Below are 17,668 nucleotides of genomic sequence, written 5' to 3'. Positions count from 1 at the left end.
GGAAAGACAGCCTGTTCATCATCCTCGCCCTTCTTTCAATGCATCCAGTGCCAGCGCGATGGCGCCCAGCGGCCCGGCCTGCTCTCCCAGTGCGGGAGTGCGCAGGATCGCATCGATATTATCCGGTGTCACACACGGCAAATAACCACCCAGCTGCGCCAGAACCTTGCCCCGAACCCGATCGAGCAGATTGGCGCGGCCCATGCCCACGCCTCCGCCAATCAGCACCTGCCGTGCGGCCGTCATCAGCAGGATGGTCGATATGAGCTGGGCGAGATCATGGGCGACATGATCCCAGCGCGGATCATCCGCTTCGATCCGGTCGCCCGGCTTGCCAAAGCGTTGCGCCAGCGCGGGGCCGGAGATTAGCCCTTCCACGCAGTCACCATGAAAGGGACAGACGCCCGGAAAATCATCTCCGTCCGCCCGGCGAATGGCGATATGCCCCAGTTCAGGATGCATCGCGCCATGCAGTGGCCTGCCATTCAGGGCAAAGCCGCCGCCTAGCCCCGTACCGATGGTGAGATAGCAAAGGCAATCGGACAGACCCTGCTCCTGTGCGCCAGCGCCCCAGCGTGCTTCGGCCAGCGCTGCGGCGTTTACGTCAGTATCGATCACAGCCGGACAAGGCAGCGTTCCGGACAAGACCCCAAAAATATCAGCTCCGCTCCAGCCGGGCTTGGGCGTCGGAAGCATATGGCCAAAATCACCGGCATTCCTGTCGAGCCGCAAAGGACCAAAAGACGCGATACCCAAAGCGGCAAATGCCTGTTCCGTCTGCCAGCGACGAAGGATGTCCTGCACAGCCGCCAATGTCGCGTCGGGCGTCGTCGTCGGTACCAATAGTCTTTCGACAATCTCCGTTCCGCGCGCGCGCAGGACGAAAACCTTTGTTCCGCCCAGTTCGACACCCGCGATCAAAGGCTGCGTCACGCGACCACTCCTGCGGCATCTCCATCGAGCCACAACTGGACAAATGGCGCAAAAGCGCCGCCAAAACGCCGCTCGGCTCCCCCACCCCAATTGTCCACGAAGCTGGTGACGCGCAGATCGGGGAGCACCATCCAGCTATAGCTTTGCGCGGGCATCTCTTGCGGATTGGCGAAGACAAGGCCGCTACCGTTGATTGGACGCCAGGGTCCGGGAAGCGCGTCGGCAACCATGCCATAAAGACCGGTTGGCCCTGTCGGCCCGTCTGGATTGAACACATGAGCCTGGGTCGACCAGAAGAGATAATAGTGCCCCTGATGGTGCAAGACGTGCGGGCGCTCCAGCTCATTATTGACGCCATCGGCGGCAATCAGCGGCGGCTTGACGGTCCAGTCGTCCGGGCGATCCGCGGGCGCGGTGGCAAAACCGACAACGCCGTTGAAGGCCGACATCGATCCTGCCATCGATCCCGCGAAAAACAGATAATGGCGACCATCAGCGGGATCGCGAAAATAGGCGGGATCGCGAAAGGCCTTGATCGTGCCAATGCCGCCGCCGCCCGTGGTCGCCATGTACCAATCGGGCGCAGGGGGGATCACTTCGCACAGATCCCGCCAGTCCGCCAGACGGCCGTCATCGCCGAGACTGGCCCGCGCGCTGAACATGCGCTGCTCAAAGGTCAGTCCATCTTCGCCGCGCCGCCCAGCCGCCGTAAAGTAGAGGATCACATCGCCCGTCGCCTCATCGACAATGGCCGATCCAGACCATTCCCGGCTTCCCGGCGAAAAACCATCTGGCATGGCTGGCCCGAGATCGGACCAGATGCCATCCTGATAGCGAAGCAGGTGAATGCGCGCATGCCCGTGACGCACGTCCGGGTCATCAAATCGGGGTGCGCCAAGCGCCATCCAAAGCTCGCCTCCCGCAACGCGGGCTAAAGGCACTCCATCCCGCCGCTGGATAGGCCACGCATCCCAAATGCCCAATTCGGGTCCGACCGGGGCAAAATCCTTGTCGGCAATTGGGGCAATGACGATCGGCGAGGAAGAAATTGCCGCAACGTGCGTGGCTGTCCAGGATATCGTCACTTCAGCGCCCTCTTCATGTGAGGAGGACGCCGTCAAGCGTGCAGTCCCAACGACATCCTCCCCAAGATCGAAACAAGCCTGGTGGCGTTAAAACGCCCATCCAAGCCTGCTTCTCTGCAGATCGTAGAGCGATATGCAAACGTTTGCAATAGGCAGTCGGAAGGTTAACTTCGAGGAATGCAGCTGTTGCCGACATCGACCGAGGCTGTGTAAAAACGTCGATGACGCGCTCAGCCGCGCAACTTTGATTCACGGAGCATTGCCACCCGATTCTTTCCGTTCGCGAGATCTGCGGTGCAGATTCAGAAGTTGTTCGTTTCGCTGACGGCGAGACATTTTTACATAGCCTCGACCCTTTGTCGCCATTCAGCCCTCGATTTTCGAGCCTCAGGAGCCGACCGTCTGCTATTTGGCGGCTGTCGACCAGAGCCGATCGCTCTCTACCGCTCCAGTGAACGTCTGGTGATGGCGGAAGCTGACGACCGCCCGCTTGCCAAATCTAAGATCGTGGTTCATCGCCTTGCCGATGGGCCATATTCTGATGCCGTCCTTTGCCTTCCGCACAGCGCTCACCGAGGACGCTGGCGTGCGCTCCGGCTTCGCACTGAACGAGGCAGACTTGTTAGAGCATATGGCATCGAACAAAATGATGATGTCGAACCTCGGTTGGAGCAGCAGCCGCACGGCTCAGACCGCCATGTCGCGTTTGAACGCCTCGATCCACTCCGCGACCATGCGCGAGAACGGCGCATCGGGCTGTGCCATGGCGCGAATATCGGCGAGCGTGCGAGCAACGACGCCGCGTAGCTGGTCCTGTGCCTTTTGCCGAAGAACGACATCGCCGTCCGTGCTCAGGGTCAGTTGGCCAAGAGCGTCTGCGACGCTGGAGAGTTCGATCACGATATAGCCCAATGTCTCAAGCCGTCGCAGGATCCGGGTTCGTTCCTGGACCAGGGCTAGCCGGTTCAAGCCATAGGTCTGGATAGAGACGGCGCCGCGCACGCTGATCCCTGCAAGACGCGCCGCGAGCTCGACATCCCGGGATTTTTCGGAAAGCGCAGGCATCGCGCCAGTTGCACCAGCGCCAGCAGGGGCGGCATATCCGGACAATGCCGGGTGAGCCACTTGGCCAAAACATCGGGATCGCTGGCGAGAACATCGCGCCGCAAAACCTTACCATCGGCATCGACCACGCAGATATGCGTCGTCTTATCACTCACATCCAATCCTGCATAAATCGACATCGGTCACCCTCCTGCATTGAAGCGCCAAGGCGACTTCGTACCATGCACGAGGGTGGCTACATCAATTACGCGGTGTCCCAGCAGTCGCCCGCAAAGCTGCCATTGGCCCGCGCCGGTATGTCCGCTTCCCGCCCTAGGGCGCTCAAAACCGGATCGAGTACAAAGTCCCCTTCCCGGTCATAGATGAATTGGTCCAGTTCGGCTCCTACAGATCCTACTTGAAAACCCAATGTTAGAGAGGCGTGTTAAGAAGGCGGGCAGGCCAACAATATAGGTTGGTTTGTAAATGGATGAGAAGAACGAACAGTTCCTGCGGTTGCGGGCGGTGATGGACAAAACCGGAAAGCCCAAAGCGTCAATCTATCGCGACATTCACCTGGGTAGATTTCCGGCACCAGAGAAGATAGGTGCCAGAGCGGTCGCCTGGCGCCTATCGCGGATATTACTCTGGATGCAGGCGCCGAGCGCGTACCAGGACGACTGAAACCAATCCAGCGCCCTGACAGGGGGCTTTGCCGGCGTTGCCTTCTCAATGGCAATCGCTGCCGAAGCCTGTTCGGCTTTGTCGAGATAGTCCACCCACCATTCGAGCATCTGCCGACGGTGGGACAGATAGCGCGCCGCATTGTAGACGGCACGAACGCCGCCGGGTACGTGCGCCAACTGAAGTTCAACCCAGTCGGCCTTGAACAGGCTTGTCTCGTTCAGCACGGTACTGGCAATCGAACCGAACCCGTGTACCGTCGCCTTGTCGCCCCCCCCCTAGCCGCTGAAGCAGGACCAGCATGCGGTTCGAGCTGATAGTGTCGCCCTGGTTGCCTGTCATCGGGAACAGATATTGGCCAAACCGCTCGTTGCCATATTTGCCATAGACGTTGAGTTCCTTGATTTCCCGGAGCAACGCGACCGCCTGCGGTGCCAATGGCACGAGATGCTCAACCCGCATCTTCATCCGTTCGGCCGGAATGCGCCAAAGCGGCTCAGTCCCGCCCAGTCCCTCAAACTCGCTCCATTGCGCGTGCCGGGTTTCGGTGGTCCGGACCATCGTCAAAATCGTCCAGCGTAAGGCAAGGTGGCTCAACCGAGAACCTGTGTCCGCGTTGAGGGCCGCGTAGAAGCGCGGCAATTCTTTGATCGGTATCTTGGATCGGTGCGTGACCGCCGCGCGCTTGCGCATCACGGTCCCGAGATCACGACAGAGATCCGTGAGGACACGACCATCGGGAATGCCGAACCGGAAGATTTCATTGCAATAGGCCCGCACCCGATGCGCCATCTCGAAAGCACCGCGATCCTCAATGGTCTTGAGAGCGTCGAGCATGTCGCGTGGCAGGATCGACCGTACAGACAGTTTGCCGATGGTGGGAAAGATGTCGGCTTCGAGCCGGCACTCGGTCACGCCGGCGTAGCGATCGGACCATCCCGGTCGCTTAGCGATGATCCATTCCTGGGCCAGTTGACGGAACGTCGTCCGCTCGGCCTGGTCCTCATATTTTAGCGGTCGCTTGATGTCGGCCGGATCATTCCCGCCGGCGAAAACCGCTTTCATCTCCTCGCGCCAGACACGGGCGCGGTCGATGCTCATGAGCGGATAGTCTCCACCGGTGATGCTCTTCTGCTTGTGATCAAAACGATAGGACAGCCGCCACTCGCGCCGACCATTGGGCAGAATGCAGATATTGAGACCACCACCATCGGCTTTATTGACGGGGCGGGCGACAGGAAAAATGGATTGGATGATAGTATCGGTCAGCACGGATCAGTCTCCTGAACACCGTGCGCGGGACTTAAAATCCTGCCGCTTGCACCAACAAATTTACCAACAAATCTCATGGTAACCACCTGGGCGGTTATGATCCTGCGTGAGATCATGTTACATGAGATAACAGCATGAAAATAGGCTGTTTTTCAACGTCTATTTGAGACGTTGTTGGCCTTTTTGGACCTTAATTTGGTTGCGGGAGCAGGGTTCTAATTTACGATCTTTGGTATGAGCCTCAGCTAGTCGCCAACACATTGGCAGACTGCTAACGCGGACTGCGATCCCTCAACCTTCGTTTGAGGGCATTTTGCTGGGGCAGCAAGACCATAATCCATACCTGAGGCCATACTAGCACAGGATTTTTATCGCTTTTTTTATCGCGATTTTTTCGTTGACTACTTTGGCATTCGCTGCACACCACTGAAACCCGCAGAAATCTGCGGTTTTTGGTTACCCTTGAATTACTGCGGATCGACTTTTTATTTATTGTGAAAATAATTAAATCCACATATCGGGTCGTCGCTTTTTATCGGGACGGACATCGGCCATGCAGTTTCCTAATCTGGACAAGGACCAGCGGCGCATCCTCCACATGCTGCGAAAAGCCGGGCCACTGTCCCGCTCCGAGTTATCCGCCAAACTGGAAATCAGCGGTACCGCGCTAACACGCCTGTCTCGCGATCTGCTCAGCCTTAGCCTGGTGGAGGAGGTTCCAGGATCGGAAGCGCAAGGCCGGGGGCGCCCCGCCATTCCGTTGCGCCTTGCCGGGCATGGCGGTTACGCCGTCGGTGCGACAGCGCATAAAGGCTTTCTCGACATTGCCCTGGTCGATTTCACCGGGGCCACCATTGCCACCCATCATGAAGCGGTGGAGCCGATCGATCCTCGTGGCTTTGCGCAGAGGGTGCGGCGGATCACGCATGCCCTGGTGGACCAGCACGGTCTGCTTGGACGGCGGATGCTGGGCCTGGGCGTTGCAGTCCCTGGACCGTCCCTGTCGCCGACGGGAGACAGATGGAGCGTTGTCGATGTTCTGCCCAACTGGCGAGGAGCCCCGCTCCGGGAAATTTTCTCGGCCGAAATGGGATGGCCATTATGGATCGAAAATGATGCGAATGCCGCTGCCATCGCCGAATATTATCTTGGCCACCTTCTTAGGGACTTCTCCACCATTGTTGTCCTGCTGCTAGGCTTCGGCATAGGCGCGGGCGTTATTGTCGACGGGCGACTTGTGCGTGGCCAATATGGTGTGGCCGGCGAAATCGGTTGCCTGTTTCCCGGGCACCTGCCGCGTCCCAGTCCGCTGGACCTTCTCTCCATGCTCCGTGGCAATGGCTGTCCTCTGTCATCCGTTGCAGACATCAACTTTGACGCCGTGGATCAGGCCCCGACCATCGAAGCCTGGCTCGACCGTGCGGCTGGGCAATTGGAAGCGGTCTGCAACACGGCATTCGCCTGGCTGGACCCGGGTGCGATAGTGTTGGCAGGCACTCTGCCGCCGGCCATTCTAAAAGGGCTGGCAGATCGCCTGCACCGCGCAGACCTCGTCACGACGATCCATCAAAACCGACCGCCCATCCGGATATCCAATCTCCATGGTTCGCCCATCACCTTCGGCGCTGCGCTATTGCCTATTCATGCCTTGTCCGCAGAAATGTGAACGAGCTGACTAAAACGATGTCGGTCTAAGAGTCTGTTTGGAACTGCGCTTCTGACGCATCCGCTCGATCCGGATTGTCCGCCTGGGTTCACGCTGCCGCTTGGAGTTCCGCCATCCCGGCGAGGATCGATTCCTATCCGCCGTGGCCAGTCCCTTTCCCGATCAGATCACGCGCCAGACCCAAAGGCGTATGGATGCAGGATAACGCGCCCCGGCACAGATGAAGATGCTACGGTTCAACCAGTCGTGGGGACCGGCAGGCGCGATGAACTCCGGAACAGTCCGAAAATAATAAGCTGCGGGATCGACCTCCTCGCCGCTGGCAAGCTGGCGCATGATATCAGGCGGGCCATGCCGCAAACCGCGATTGCGTATCTGAATGATCGTTCCGTCGTAGGCTTCCATCGCATAGGTTGCGTCCGCCACGGTCACGCCATCTGGCCTCAGCACCTGCCAATCGCTGCCACCACCAAGGATGCGCCCCCGGATATTCGGCCCTTCGACCATGCCGGAGAGGATCGGAATGATCCTGCGCACGCCATCGGGCGTATCACCGATAGCGATTGGATCACCCAGTTCCGCCTGCGCCGCATAGACGAACTCCAGTCCCGGCTGGGCGATGTCGACGGGCAATGCCTCTTCAGATGACATGGTCTTCCACTCCCTTCAATCGCACGATGCTCCGACACGATATCTTGATGCTATCGGCAACGGTGCCCTATCGACAGGACAGACCCCGGCCGGATCGCACATTCTGGTTTTCATCCAGTTCGAAGAGGACATCCGCACGATCGGGCAGGTCCACGAACATGTGCCGCGTCAACCGCTCATAATGGCTGACGAAACGCTGCAATGCTGCGTCATCCATGATGCCAGGTGCGTCCGGCATCACGGCGCGCAGCTTCCTCTCCTGAAGCAGGCGATTGCGCAGGACATGATCGAAGGATGGCGGCTTGAGCATCACCAGACGATCGATATGCGAAAACCATCGGGCATAGGATGTTTCAAGTGCAGCATTGACATGGCGGCGCCAGATAGCGTGCGGATCGGCCTCCGCTTCCAGCACGTTGAGCGGGGTCGTCAGCGTGGCGGCATCCTGCGGCCCCGCGCCGACGCACCAGCCTTCAAAGAAGATCACATCCGCCCCGCCGGCCTGATCCGTCCAGTTGGACGGGGGCAACCGGTCGTCGAGCGCCTTGCTGAAACGCGGGATCAATGCCCCCCGTCCAGTCGCCAACTGCTCCAGCACAGCCGTCCCCAGATCGACATCATGGGTGCCGGGCACACCACGTGTCAGGAACAACGGATGCACGTCGTCCGCAAGCAGCTCTCTTGCAGAGCGTGGCAGATAGAGATCGTCGAGCGATAGCGTGGCTGAGGAAAGACCATGGTCGGGAAGGAGAGCGGATTGCAGAAAGCGGCAAAGCGTGGATTTGCCGCTGCCCTGCGCGCCATTCACGCCCACGACCAGGGTTCGTCCGGCCAACTGGCGCCACCGGGCGATCTGTTCTGCCAAGGGGCGCCACCAGCGATCGACCGTTGCCTTGTAGGATGATGGCAACCGCTCGACGTCGATCAGTTCATCGATCGTCATCGGCATTACAGACTGTCCCGGGGCACGCGGCCTTCCCGCCAATCGTCCAGGTTGGCGAGGGCCCGCATGCCCATAGCCTCGCGCGTTTCACGCGTTGCGCTGCCAAGATGCGGCAAGAGAACGGTGTTGGGCGCATCAATCAGACGTTGGCACAATTTAGGTTCGCCGACGAACACGTCGAGGCCGGCCCCGGCGATCGCGCCAGATTCGAGCGCTGTGGCCAGGGCGTCCTCGTCCACCACGTCACCGCGCGCAGTATTGATGAGGATCGCATGCGAGGGCATCCGGGCAAATATGTCCTCATTGATGATATTGCGCGTCTCTGCGCCGCCCGGAATATGCAGCGACACAAAATCGCATTGCGCGACCATCTCACCCAGTGATCCGACATAGCGCGCGCCCAGATGCTCGACATCAGCTTGCGCGCCTGGACGGCGCGAATAATAGACGATCTCCATGCCGAAACCAAAGCGTGCGCGTTTCGCCATGGCTTGTGCAATCCGGCCAAAGCCGACCAGCCCTAGCACCTTGCCTTGCAGACTGGTGCCCAGCAGGTGCGTCGGCCGCCAGCCAGTCCATTGGCCGGCGCGCAGTTCCCGCTCGCCTTCGCCCGCGCGACGTGACGTCATCAGCATCAGCGTGATGGCGATGTCCGCCGTCGCATCGGTCAGGACACCCGGCGTATTGGTGACGATCAGGCCGGCGGATCGGGCCGCTGTCAGATCGATATGTTCATGGCCCGCACCATAGTTGGCGATCATCCGGACCCGCCGCCCCTCCACGCCCAGCAGGCCGCCATGCAGCCGGTCGGTAATGGTGGGGCATATGGCGTCATAATCACGCATCGCCGCGATGAGGGCAGCTTCGTCAAGCGGCCTGTCGCCGATGTTGAAGGTTGCGTCGTAGCGCGCCGCGATAAGCGCCTCGACCCGTTCGGGCCATTTGCGCGTAACCAATATTCGGGGCTTGTTGCTTGTCACGACGGAATCAATTCGCTGGACTGGAGGCCGAGAAATAGGCGGTGAACGGGTCGTCGGCATGCTCGGGCGCATCGCCTTCGCGCACAGTCGTCCGACGCATGTCGCGGCGCTCGTTGAAAATATCGAAATCGCCGCCACGATGCATGGTGGTCAGATTGTCCCAGATGACAAGATCGCCGGGCTGATAGGACACCCCGAACGTATATTGGGGCTGGGTCGCAAACTCGATCAGATATTTGATTAGCGCCCGGCCTTCATCCCGGGGCATATCCGCCACATCCATCGCGTGGCTGCCGATATAGATGGCCGTTCGTCCCGTTGCTTCCTGCGGCATGATCATAGGCTGACGGGCTTTGGGGCGGCCGTCAATTTCTGCTTCGGTGATCGGGAAGCCGGCGAGCAGACGCGAATACCAGAGCGAATGATCGGCCTTCAGCGTGTCGATCTGTTGCCGGATATTATCGGGCAGATCTTCATAGGCGGAACGCATATCCGCGAAATATGTAAGCCCGCCCTCCTTGGGCACCTCATAAGCCAGCAGCAGCGAATAGGCCGAACGCATGTCCATGAAGGAGGAGTCGGTGTGCCACAGGCGATCGCCCTTCTTGTGCAGCACCATATTCTCATCGACCAGTATCTCGCCCGCCGGCGTGAGGTTGCTGGCGTCGAAGATTTCCGGGGTGTCCGGGTGGCGGCGTGGACGATTCTTGACGGCCGGCGCCGTTTCCAGATGGCCGAAGTGGCGGCTGAAGGCCACATGCGACATATTATCGAAGCCCGTGCCGCGAATGACGCAGACGCCCCATTGGTTCATCGCATCCTTGATTTGCGCGAAGTCTGCGTCGCTGATCGGCTTGCTGACGTCGATGCCGGAAATTTCCGCACCGAAACGGGGTGTGATGGGGGTGGCAGTCAAGGGCATTTTCTGGTTTCCTTCTATGGCTTCGTCGTCACGGCCTGTGCCGGAAGGACGACATGTTCGGTGGGATTGGAAATGGAGGGCAGACGGCGGCGCCCCACGCGGGCCAGCAACAGCAGCGACATGGCGGTCATCAGCGGCGTGACGGCCAGCAGCACAAACAGCAGGCGCGGCGGCATGTTGCTGGCGAGCAGATAGCCCCCCAGCAATGGCGCGAAGATGGAGCCGATCTTGGCGATCGACGTCGCCCAGCCAGCGCCATTGGCGCGGATGGCACTGGGATAGAAAATGCCGGCGATGGAATGCATGCCGAAATGCGTCCCGCTAATCATCGCCATGCTGAGCAGAGAAAAGGCGGCAAGTCCCTGCAAGGAGACGGGAGCCAGCCCCATGAGCAACAGCAACGGCGCGGCAAACATGGGGTAGAAAGCGATCGCAACCGGTCCGATCCGATCCGTGAAGCGCATCAGCGCCAGTCCGGCGAGCGAACCACCGATCGAACTGACCGACATAATCATCGCCGCCTGGGTCCGGGTAAAACCGACATCCTCAAAAATGATCGGGCCCCAGTTGGACTTGAAATAGACCGCCATCGAACTGCCGATATAGGCGAGCCAGAGCAACGCGGTGATCGGTCGCAAATCCCCCTTGAACAAGATGGAAAGATGGAAATTCTGCCCGGCCGGTGCGGCGGCTTCATCCCGGACGATGAATTCGTCCTGCGCCCGTGCCCCCAATCCCGGCTCCAGCGCATTGAGCGCTTTGGCAATCTTTTCGGGAGAGCGCCGCTTTACGGCGAGATAGCGCGCGGATTCCGGGAGCAAGACAACCAGAAGCGGAATGAGCAGCATCGTCGCAATGCCCGAAATCAGGAATACGGACTGCCAGCCAAAATGCGGCGCCAGCCAGACCGTAGCTGGCCCGGCAACGACCCCGCCCAGCGTATAGCCCATCATGATGACGGTCACGACAGTCGCCCGGTAGCGGCCCGGTACATATTCGATGTTGAGCGCCCAGGCGAGCGGCATAAGCCCACCCAGCGCGACCCCGTTCAGGAAGCGCAATGCCATCAGCGCCTGCATATCCGGCGCCAAAGCCATCGCCATGCTGGTCGCGCCGAAGGCCGCGACCGATGCGATGATGATCGGTCGACGGCCAAAACGGTCGCCAAGCCAGCCGAAGGCGATGCCGCCCAGCATCGCGCCGAAGACGCCGACCGCAAATAATTCGCCCAGCGAAATCGCATCCGCTCCAAATCCATCGCGCAGATAGGGCGCGACGAATGAGATGACGAGCATGTCGAAACCGTCGAGGAAGGTTACGGTCCATGAAATCACGATCAGGCGAATGACGAACGCATTCATCCTTTGACGTTCGATCACGTCGGTTACCTGGATGGTAACGGGGGGGGCATCGTCAACTGCGGTCGTCATCCTGGCTATCCCGATCCTGTGGATTATCCGCCGAAGTGAAAACGGGCACCGACCTTGAACGCGCGACCGACCGGATCGAACAATATCTGGTTGGTGCCGCCCGAGGGGCCAGGAATGGCGGGTGGGTCGCGATCAAGCACATTGTTCACCGTCGCGAAAAGCTGGAATGTCCGACCATTGCCGGCCTCCAGATTCAACCGCGCCGTCAGGTCGAGATAGAAGCGACTGGGTACGCGATTGTCATCGACGCTGTTCACAGCAGTAACCGAATAACCGTCCTGATCGGGGCCGACGAAATTCGTCCAGTAAATGCCGGACGGTATGTACCGACCATGGCCAGTCAACTGGAACCGACCCGTCGTCCAGGTGAGGACGCCGTCCAGCACATAATCGGGGACGCCCGCAATGGTGCCCGTGCGCACGCCCGTCTGGCCAGCACGATCGACGGCCCCCAGTGAATCGACAGTGGTCAGTTCGTTGGTGATGTTGGCGATCAACTGGGCGTTGATTTCGCCCAACGCGCCGATCGGCTGGCGATACTGAACTTCAATGTCATAGCCGCTGGTCTTGAGCGCATTGGAGTTGAGGATGACGTCGCGCACTTCGACAATCTGATTGTCGGCGTCCCGCGTGATCTGGCTACAGAAGTTCGTTGCCCCCTGCGCGCAACGGTTGACCAACGTCTGGGCACCCAGCGCGCCGATCGCATCCGCCACCTTGATGTTATAATAGTCGACGGACAGGCGCATCCGCTGAAGGAAACCGGTCCGCGGCGCAATCACCGCGCCGATCGTCCAGCTATCCGCCTTCTCCACCGACAGATCCGGATTGGAGCCGGTGACGACGAACGGATTGGTTTGCAGGCCACCATTGAGCGGGTCCGACAGGCCGATCGAGCGGCGAGTCTGGGGACCAAATAGTTCGAAGATGTTGGGCGCCCGGATATCGCGCGAACGCGTACCACGCAGCCGGATGCCTTCGACCGGTTCATAGACAAGGCCGCCCTTCCAGGTCGTAACTGACCCGGTCGTGCTATAATGGGTCCGGCGTATCGCACCATTCAGATCAAGCGCATGGCCCGCCGCCGAATCCCGCAGGACGGGAATGGCGATTTCACCAAAGGCTTCCTTCACGGTCACGCCGCCGTTGAGCGCCGAGCCATTCAGCGAGTAGAAGCCGTTGGCTGCCGAAATGGCATCGGCCATGCCGTCGACGGTATCCCGCCGATATTCCGCGCCCACGGCGACGGTAACGGGACCGGCCGGCAGATCGAACAGTTCGCCGCGCACATCCACACCGGCGACATGCTGTTCGTTCACCGTACGTTGCAGCCCGTTGCCGGTAATATAATTGACCGAGGCCTGACTGTAATTGCCTTCCCCAAAAGGATTGAATGGCGCGCAGGCAGGGTCGTCATTGGCCGTGCTGGCATCGGCATTGACCCGGCACATAATCTGTCCGCCAGATCGCACGGCATCGGTCGCCTTCAGCAGATTGGCCAGATTGACGAGGTTCGTCGCTCGCTGCGTGAAGTTGGTGCGGCCATATTGATAGAAGGCACTAGCTGTCCAGCGATCGCTCAGCTTCGCTTCGACGCCCAGAACGCCGCGATAGGTTTCGGTCGTGGACGTCGCCCGGCCAGGACCAAGGTCAAAGGCGGCCTTGCCCAGGACGAAGGACGCCACGCCATTGGCATCCATCGTAGCTGCAACCGAACTCGGAATGAACGGATTGTCACGCTTGATCCGTCCCATCAGCGTACCGTTGAAGTCGCGGAAGATCGCGCCGTCGACGGTGCCCTTTACCCGGCCATAGGACAGGTCCGCCGTCAACGTCACATCGTCTGTCAGTTCCGCGGTCAACGCACCATAGGACGACACCCGCTCCAGCGGGACCTTGAGCCGCAAGGCGGAAATGAAGCCGTTGCGCCCCTGCCCTTCACCACCCAGCATGAAAAGCGGGCCAACCAGCGTGCCATATTGAAATTGCCCCGGCGTGCCATCCGCCAGGAACTTCGTGCCCCGCAATGGGTCCGTCGCGGTCGTGCCGATCACCTGGCCAGCCGCATTGTAGGATCGGTTGATCAGGCCACCAGGCGTCATCGTTGATGTGTTGACGCCGCCCACGATAAGATTTGCGGGCAGCCCTCCGGCACCCGGCGTATTGCCCAGGATCAGCGTCTGGCTGTTGCACCAGCTTCTGCTGGTACAATTGCCCAGCCCTTCCAGCTTTTCATATTCGACAGCACCGATCACATGAATGCGGTCGGTCAAACTCGTACCGCCCGACAGGCTGGCGAACATATTGCCATCATCGCCGCGTTGCGAGACGCCCGCGCTGAATTCGCCGTCCAGCCCTGTCTTCTTGCGGTCGAGGACGAAGTTCACGACGCCGGCAACGGCATCCGAACCATAGGCGGCTGACGCGCCGCCAGTGACGACATCGACCGTGCGCAGCAGGGACGATGGGATCAGGTTGGTATCGACCGATCCTTGGGTCGTGCTCGGCACGAACCGCTTGCCGTCGACCAGCACCAGCGTACGTTGCGGGTCCAGGCCGCGCAGGTCGAGCAGGCGGGCACCAATATTGCCACCAAGATTGGCCTGCGCCGCAGGACCGCTCGACGCACGGAAACTGGGCAATTGATTGAGCGCTTCGCCGACATTGTTGATACCCAGCGCAGCGAGCCGTTCGGCGCCGATCGACGTGACCGGCGTCGGCGCGTTGAAATTGGAGCCCAGACGGGTGCCGGTCACGACAATGTCGTTTACCGGCACATCCGGGCCAGCCGGCGGAGGCAGGCTCTCGTCGGTCGATTGCCGATCCGTCACCTGTCCCGACGGAGACATATCCTGCGCGGCGGCGATGTATGGGGATAGCATAATCATCGCGCCGATCATGGCCAGGCCACTCGCACTTGTCCGCATGCTTTGCGTGCTCAGTCGCATCTTCAAGCTCCCTCTCCCGGCCTTCTTTTGCGGCCTCAATGCGGAATTTATGTATCTAGGTACATATATTGTCAACAGCGCGCTTCAAGCGCGCGAAAAATGAAGGCGAATTGGCGTTTGGCAGATGCTCTCTGGCGTCGCTAAAGACGGAAATGTGGGCACGACATGGGTTGGTCCGCTTTAGCAATGGAACCGGCATGTCCTCTGACACACCCACTGCGGCAGATCCCTTCGACAGCACGACTCCGCAGTATCGCGCCTATTTTCCGGAAGGATCCCGGGACGATATCGAATTTCGCCTGACACGTATTCTGTCCTTGTCGGCCCGGCGTTGGGGCAATCATGTCGAAAGCCGGATGCTGGCGGCAACCGGGCAATCGCGATCGCGCTGGCAGACCCTGTTCGTGCTCAGTGTTGCGACGCCGCCGATAACGACATCTTTATTGTCTGCACGCCTTGCCATTCAATGGCCCCCGTTGATTCGCACGCTCAATTCGCTGGAAGCGGACGGTCTGATCCGCCGGGTCGAAAATCCGACCGACAAGCGATCCCGCTATATCGAAATTACCCCGGCAGGGATTGAGGTGGTGGAAAAGGTTCAGCCGGTGCTTTCCGAAATCAGAACGTCTGTCTTCGCGGACTTGAGCGAGGAGGATATGCGCCTTGCCACCCGTGTCCTGGAAGCGATCGTCGTAGGAATTTCGAACGCAACGGGTGCGGACGAAGGGTGAGATCCGGCTGAACGCGGCACATCGGCTGGCTATCGGCACGCTAATGCTTGGACCTACCCTACAGCTATGCGGGCGAACGCAGAATCTGGCGCGTCTCTAAATCTGCACGACAGCGCATTTGTCCGCCGCGCCTGCATGGATTGCGACAAGCCCGGCGGACTGGCATGCTGACTGTTGCGATGTTCGACCATGCCCAGCTCAAATCCTTCGCAACCCTCGCGCGGGTTCGTCATTTCGGGCGCGCCGCGCACGAACTGTTCATTACCCAGCCCGCCCTAAGCCGCAGAATCCAGCAACTTGAGGCGGATGTGGGCGGCACCTTGTTTCGGCGCGACGACCGGCGGGTCGAATTGACACCCGCAGGCCATGCCTTCCTGCCGGAGGTCGAACGGCTGCTGGAACAGATGGAAGTCGCGCGACAGGCCGTGCGCAAGGCGTCGGGCGCGCTGGCCGGAAGTATTTCGGTCGGCTTTGACGGGGCGGCAACCTATGCGTTGATCCCCAGGCTGGTGGAAAAGACCCGCAGTCTATGGCCCGATGTCAGCATCCGCTTCACCGAACTCAACTCACGCGAGCAGATGCGCGAAGTCGCCTTCCATAGACTGGATGTCGGGCTGGTCCGCCCACTGCCCCATGAGGACGAATTGTCGATGTCCTGCGTGTTCGGCGAACCGCTGGCGCTCGTCATGCCGGCCGGGCATCGCCTGTCCGGCAAGCGGCGCCCCGCGATCAAGGATCTGGATGGCGAAGCCTTCGTCGCCTATTCGCAGGGTGGCCTGTATCTGCGCGACCTCATCGCTGGCCTGTTCAACGACACCGGCGTTACGCCTTATATCGTCCAGAGCATGTCGCGCACCCACTCCATCCTGGCGCTTGTCAGCACCGGCATAGGCGTCGCCATCGTGCCGGCGGGCAGCGCGAACGCCGCCTTCGACAATTTGCTCTTCAAGCCCCTGGCGATACCGCAGCGGGCGGAATGGCATGCGATACGGCATAGAAAGCCGATCAACGACCTTGCCCGCTCGCTGATCGAATTGATGGGCATGATGGAAAGTTGATGCATGAATTGCATCGATCAGATGCAAAATCGCGTTTGGACCGCATGCGATCCGCGCCTTAATCGACCCATAGTGTCGATAACAGGAGAGGCGCATGTTCGAGGACCGTATCATCCCGGCAAATCCCCCGCAGGCCGGTTTCCCTGCCGATGTGGCAACGCTTGATCGCATAGAGGCGATCCGGCTTTCACTCGCCTTCCTGCCGCTCAAGCGGCCGATTAGCGATGCCAAGGTTTTGACCGGCCGACAAACACCCCTGACAGAGGTCGCCTTTCTGTTCGTGGAGATCGAAAGCGAGGGCGGACATCATGGCCTGGGCGTGAGCTATTCCAAGCGGGCGGGCGGCCCCGGCCTATATGCCCACGCCCGCGAAATTGCGCCCAATCTGATCGGTGAAGACCCGAGCGACATAGCTAGGCTGTGGACCAAGCTGGTCTGGGCGGGGGCATCGGTGGGCCGCAGCGGCCTTGCCACGCAAGCGATCGCAGCCTTCGACATCGCGCTGTGGGACATGAAGGCAAAGCGAGCCGGCCTGCCGCTCGCCAAGCTGATTGGCGCGCACAAGGATACGGTGCGCTGCTACAACACGTCAGGCGGCTTCTTGTCGTCGCCTATCGAGGAAGTGCTCGACAATTGCCAGCGAGCGATTGCCGATGGCATTGGCGGGATCAAGCTGAAGGTCGGTCAGCCCGACCCGATGGAAGATTTGCGGCGGGTCGCGGCGGTCCGCGACGCGTTGGGCGATTTCCCCTTGATGGTCGACGCCAACCAGCAATGGGATCGTCCTACCGCCCTGCGCATCGGCCGGGTGATGGAGCAGTTCAACCTGGTCTGGATCGAGGAACCGCTGGATGCCTACGACGCGCAGGGCCATGCGCAACTTGCCGCCGCACTCGACACCCCAGTCGCATCCGGCGAGATGTTGTCCAGCGCGCAGGAGCATCTGGAACTGATCCGGATGGATGCGGTCGACTTCATCCAGCCGGACGCGCCGCGTGTCGGGGGCATTACCCAGTTCCTGAAGATCATGACCATGGCAGAGCAGAAGCATATGAAGCTGGCGCCGCATTTCTTCATGGAACTGCACGTCCATCTGGCTGCCGCCTATCCGCATGACAGTTGGGTCGAACATTTCGACTGGCTGGAGCCGCTGTTCAACGAACGCATGATGCTGAAGGATGGCCGCATGGTCGTGCCATCCCGCCCTGGCATCGGCATATCGCTGAGCGATCAGGCCCGCGCCTGGACGGTCGCGGAAGAAACCGTCACGCGCTGACCCTTTCCCGCACTATGAGCCTCCGCTTCCCCCGCGGAAGCGGAG

At 60.3% G+C, this 17,668-nt stretch carries 16 protein-coding genes; 5 read left to right on the top strand and 11 right to left on the bottom strand.

The genetic code is table 11. The features are described 5' to 3' along the window. Window positions 1–18: 18 nt before the first annotated feature. From ACNHGR_RS20460 to ACNHGR_RS20445, 4 genes are all read right to left on the bottom strand, one after another. A complete protein-coding gene (locus ACNHGR_RS20460; RefSeq protein WP_475288574.1) occupies window positions 19–933 on the bottom strand; it encodes an ROK family protein in 915 nt (304 codons plus the stop codon). Further along, complete coding sequence (locus ACNHGR_RS20455; protein WP_475288573.1) at window positions 930–2,018, bottom strand: glycoside hydrolase family 68 protein; 1,089 nt, start codon at window positions 2,016–2,018, stop codon at window positions 930–932. Before ACNHGR_RS20455 ends, ACNHGR_RS20460 begins: the two co-directional genes overlap by 4 nt. A 687-nt stretch (window positions 2,019–2,705) precedes the next feature. Continuing rightward, window positions 2,706–3,020 (bottom strand): hypothetical protein, encoded by a 315-nt coding sequence (locus ACNHGR_RS20450; RefSeq protein WP_475288571.1) that lies wholly within the window; start codon window positions 3,018–3,020, stop codon window positions 2,706–2,708. Further along, window positions 2,984–3,262, bottom strand: a complete 279-nt coding sequence (locus tag ACNHGR_RS20445) for a hypothetical protein (RefSeq protein ID WP_475288570.1) — start codon at window positions 3,260–3,262, stop codon at window positions 2,984–2,986. Before ACNHGR_RS20445 ends, ACNHGR_RS20450 begins: the two co-directional genes overlap by 37 nt. A gap of 286 nt (window positions 3,263–3,548) precedes the next feature. Between ACNHGR_RS20445 and ACNHGR_RS20440 the strand changes: the two genes are divergently transcribed. Continuing rightward, window positions 3,549–3,746 carry a helix-turn-helix transcriptional regulator gene (locus ACNHGR_RS20440; protein WP_475288569.1) on the top strand — a complete coding sequence of 66 codons (198 nt, stop codon included), beginning with the start codon at window positions 3,549–3,551 and terminating at the stop codon, window positions 3,744–3,746. A gap of 186 nt (window positions 3,747–3,932) precedes the next feature. Here ACNHGR_RS20440 and ACNHGR_RS20435 read toward each other — a convergent pair whose 3' ends face one another. Beyond that, a complete protein-coding gene (locus ACNHGR_RS20435) occupies window positions 3,933–5,018 on the bottom strand; it encodes a tyrosine-type recombinase/integrase (protein ID WP_475288567.1) in 1,086 nt (361 codons plus the stop codon). Between the two features lie 553 nt (window positions 5,019–5,571). Here ACNHGR_RS20435 and ACNHGR_RS20430 point away from each other — a divergent pair. Further along, entirely contained in the window at window positions 5,572–6,684 is a 1,113-nt protein-coding gene (locus ACNHGR_RS20430) for an ROK family protein (protein ID WP_475288566.1), read from the top strand. A 162-nt stretch (window positions 6,685–6,846) separates the two neighbouring features. Here the strand turns inward: ACNHGR_RS20430 and ACNHGR_RS20425 are convergent, their stop codons facing one another. From ACNHGR_RS20425 to ACNHGR_RS20400, 6 genes are all read right to left on the bottom strand, one after another. Beyond that, window positions 6,847–7,335, bottom strand: coding sequence for a DUF3237 domain-containing protein (locus ACNHGR_RS20425; RefSeq protein ID WP_475288565.1), 489 nt, complete (start codon window positions 7,333–7,335; stop codon window positions 6,847–6,849). Window positions 7,336–7,402: 67 nt separating this feature from the next. Next, entirely contained in the window at window positions 7,403–8,284 is an 882-nt protein-coding gene (locus tag ACNHGR_RS20420) for a kinase (protein ID WP_475288564.1), read from the bottom strand. Continuing rightward, window positions 8,284–9,258 (bottom strand): 2-hydroxyacid dehydrogenase, encoded by a 975-nt coding sequence (locus tag ACNHGR_RS20415; RefSeq protein WP_475288563.1) that lies wholly within the window; start codon window positions 9,256–9,258, stop codon window positions 8,284–8,286. The genes ACNHGR_RS20420 and ACNHGR_RS20415 overlap by 1 nt, the downstream gene beginning before the upstream one ends. A 7-nt stretch (window positions 9,259–9,265) precedes the next feature. Then, entirely contained in the window at window positions 9,266–10,180 is a 915-nt protein-coding gene (locus ACNHGR_RS20410) for a TauD/TfdA dioxygenase family protein (protein WP_475288561.1), read from the bottom strand. A 14-nt stretch (window positions 10,181–10,194) separates the two neighbouring features. Continuing rightward, the gene (locus ACNHGR_RS20405; protein ID WP_475288560.1) at window positions 10,195–11,610 is read right to left on the bottom strand and encodes an MFS transporter; all 1,416 of its coding nucleotides are present in this window, start codon (window positions 11,608–11,610) and stop codon (window positions 10,195–10,197) included. Window positions 11,611–11,633: 23 nt separating this feature from the next. Then, on the bottom strand, window positions 11,634–14,558 hold the full coding sequence (locus tag ACNHGR_RS20400; RefSeq protein WP_475288558.1) for a TonB-dependent receptor domain-containing protein: 2,925 nt from the start codon (window positions 14,556–14,558) through the stop codon (window positions 11,634–11,636). 68 nt (window positions 14,559–14,626) lie between these two features. Between ACNHGR_RS20400 and ACNHGR_RS20395 the strand changes: the two genes are divergently transcribed. From ACNHGR_RS20395 to ACNHGR_RS20385, 3 genes are all read left to right on the top strand, one after another. Continuing rightward, a complete protein-coding gene (locus ACNHGR_RS20395) occupies window positions 14,627–15,289 on the top strand; it encodes a MarR family winged helix-turn-helix transcriptional regulator (RefSeq protein WP_475288557.1) in 663 nt (220 codons plus the stop codon). Window positions 15,290–15,453: 164 nt separating this feature from the next. After that, a complete protein-coding gene (locus ACNHGR_RS20390; protein ID WP_475288555.1) occupies window positions 15,454–16,347 on the top strand; it encodes a LysR family transcriptional regulator in 894 nt (297 codons plus the stop codon). Window positions 16,348–16,441: 94 nt separating this feature from the next. Next, window positions 16,442–17,623 (top strand): L-talarate/galactarate dehydratase, encoded by a 1,182-nt coding sequence (locus ACNHGR_RS20385; RefSeq protein ID WP_475288554.1) that lies wholly within the window; start codon window positions 16,442–16,444, stop codon window positions 17,621–17,623. Window positions 17,624–17,668 lie beyond the last annotated feature (45 nt).

Source organism: Sphingobium sp. RS1, assembly GCF_056156825.1.
This window is presented reverse-complemented; position numbering and strand designations above follow the sequence as displayed.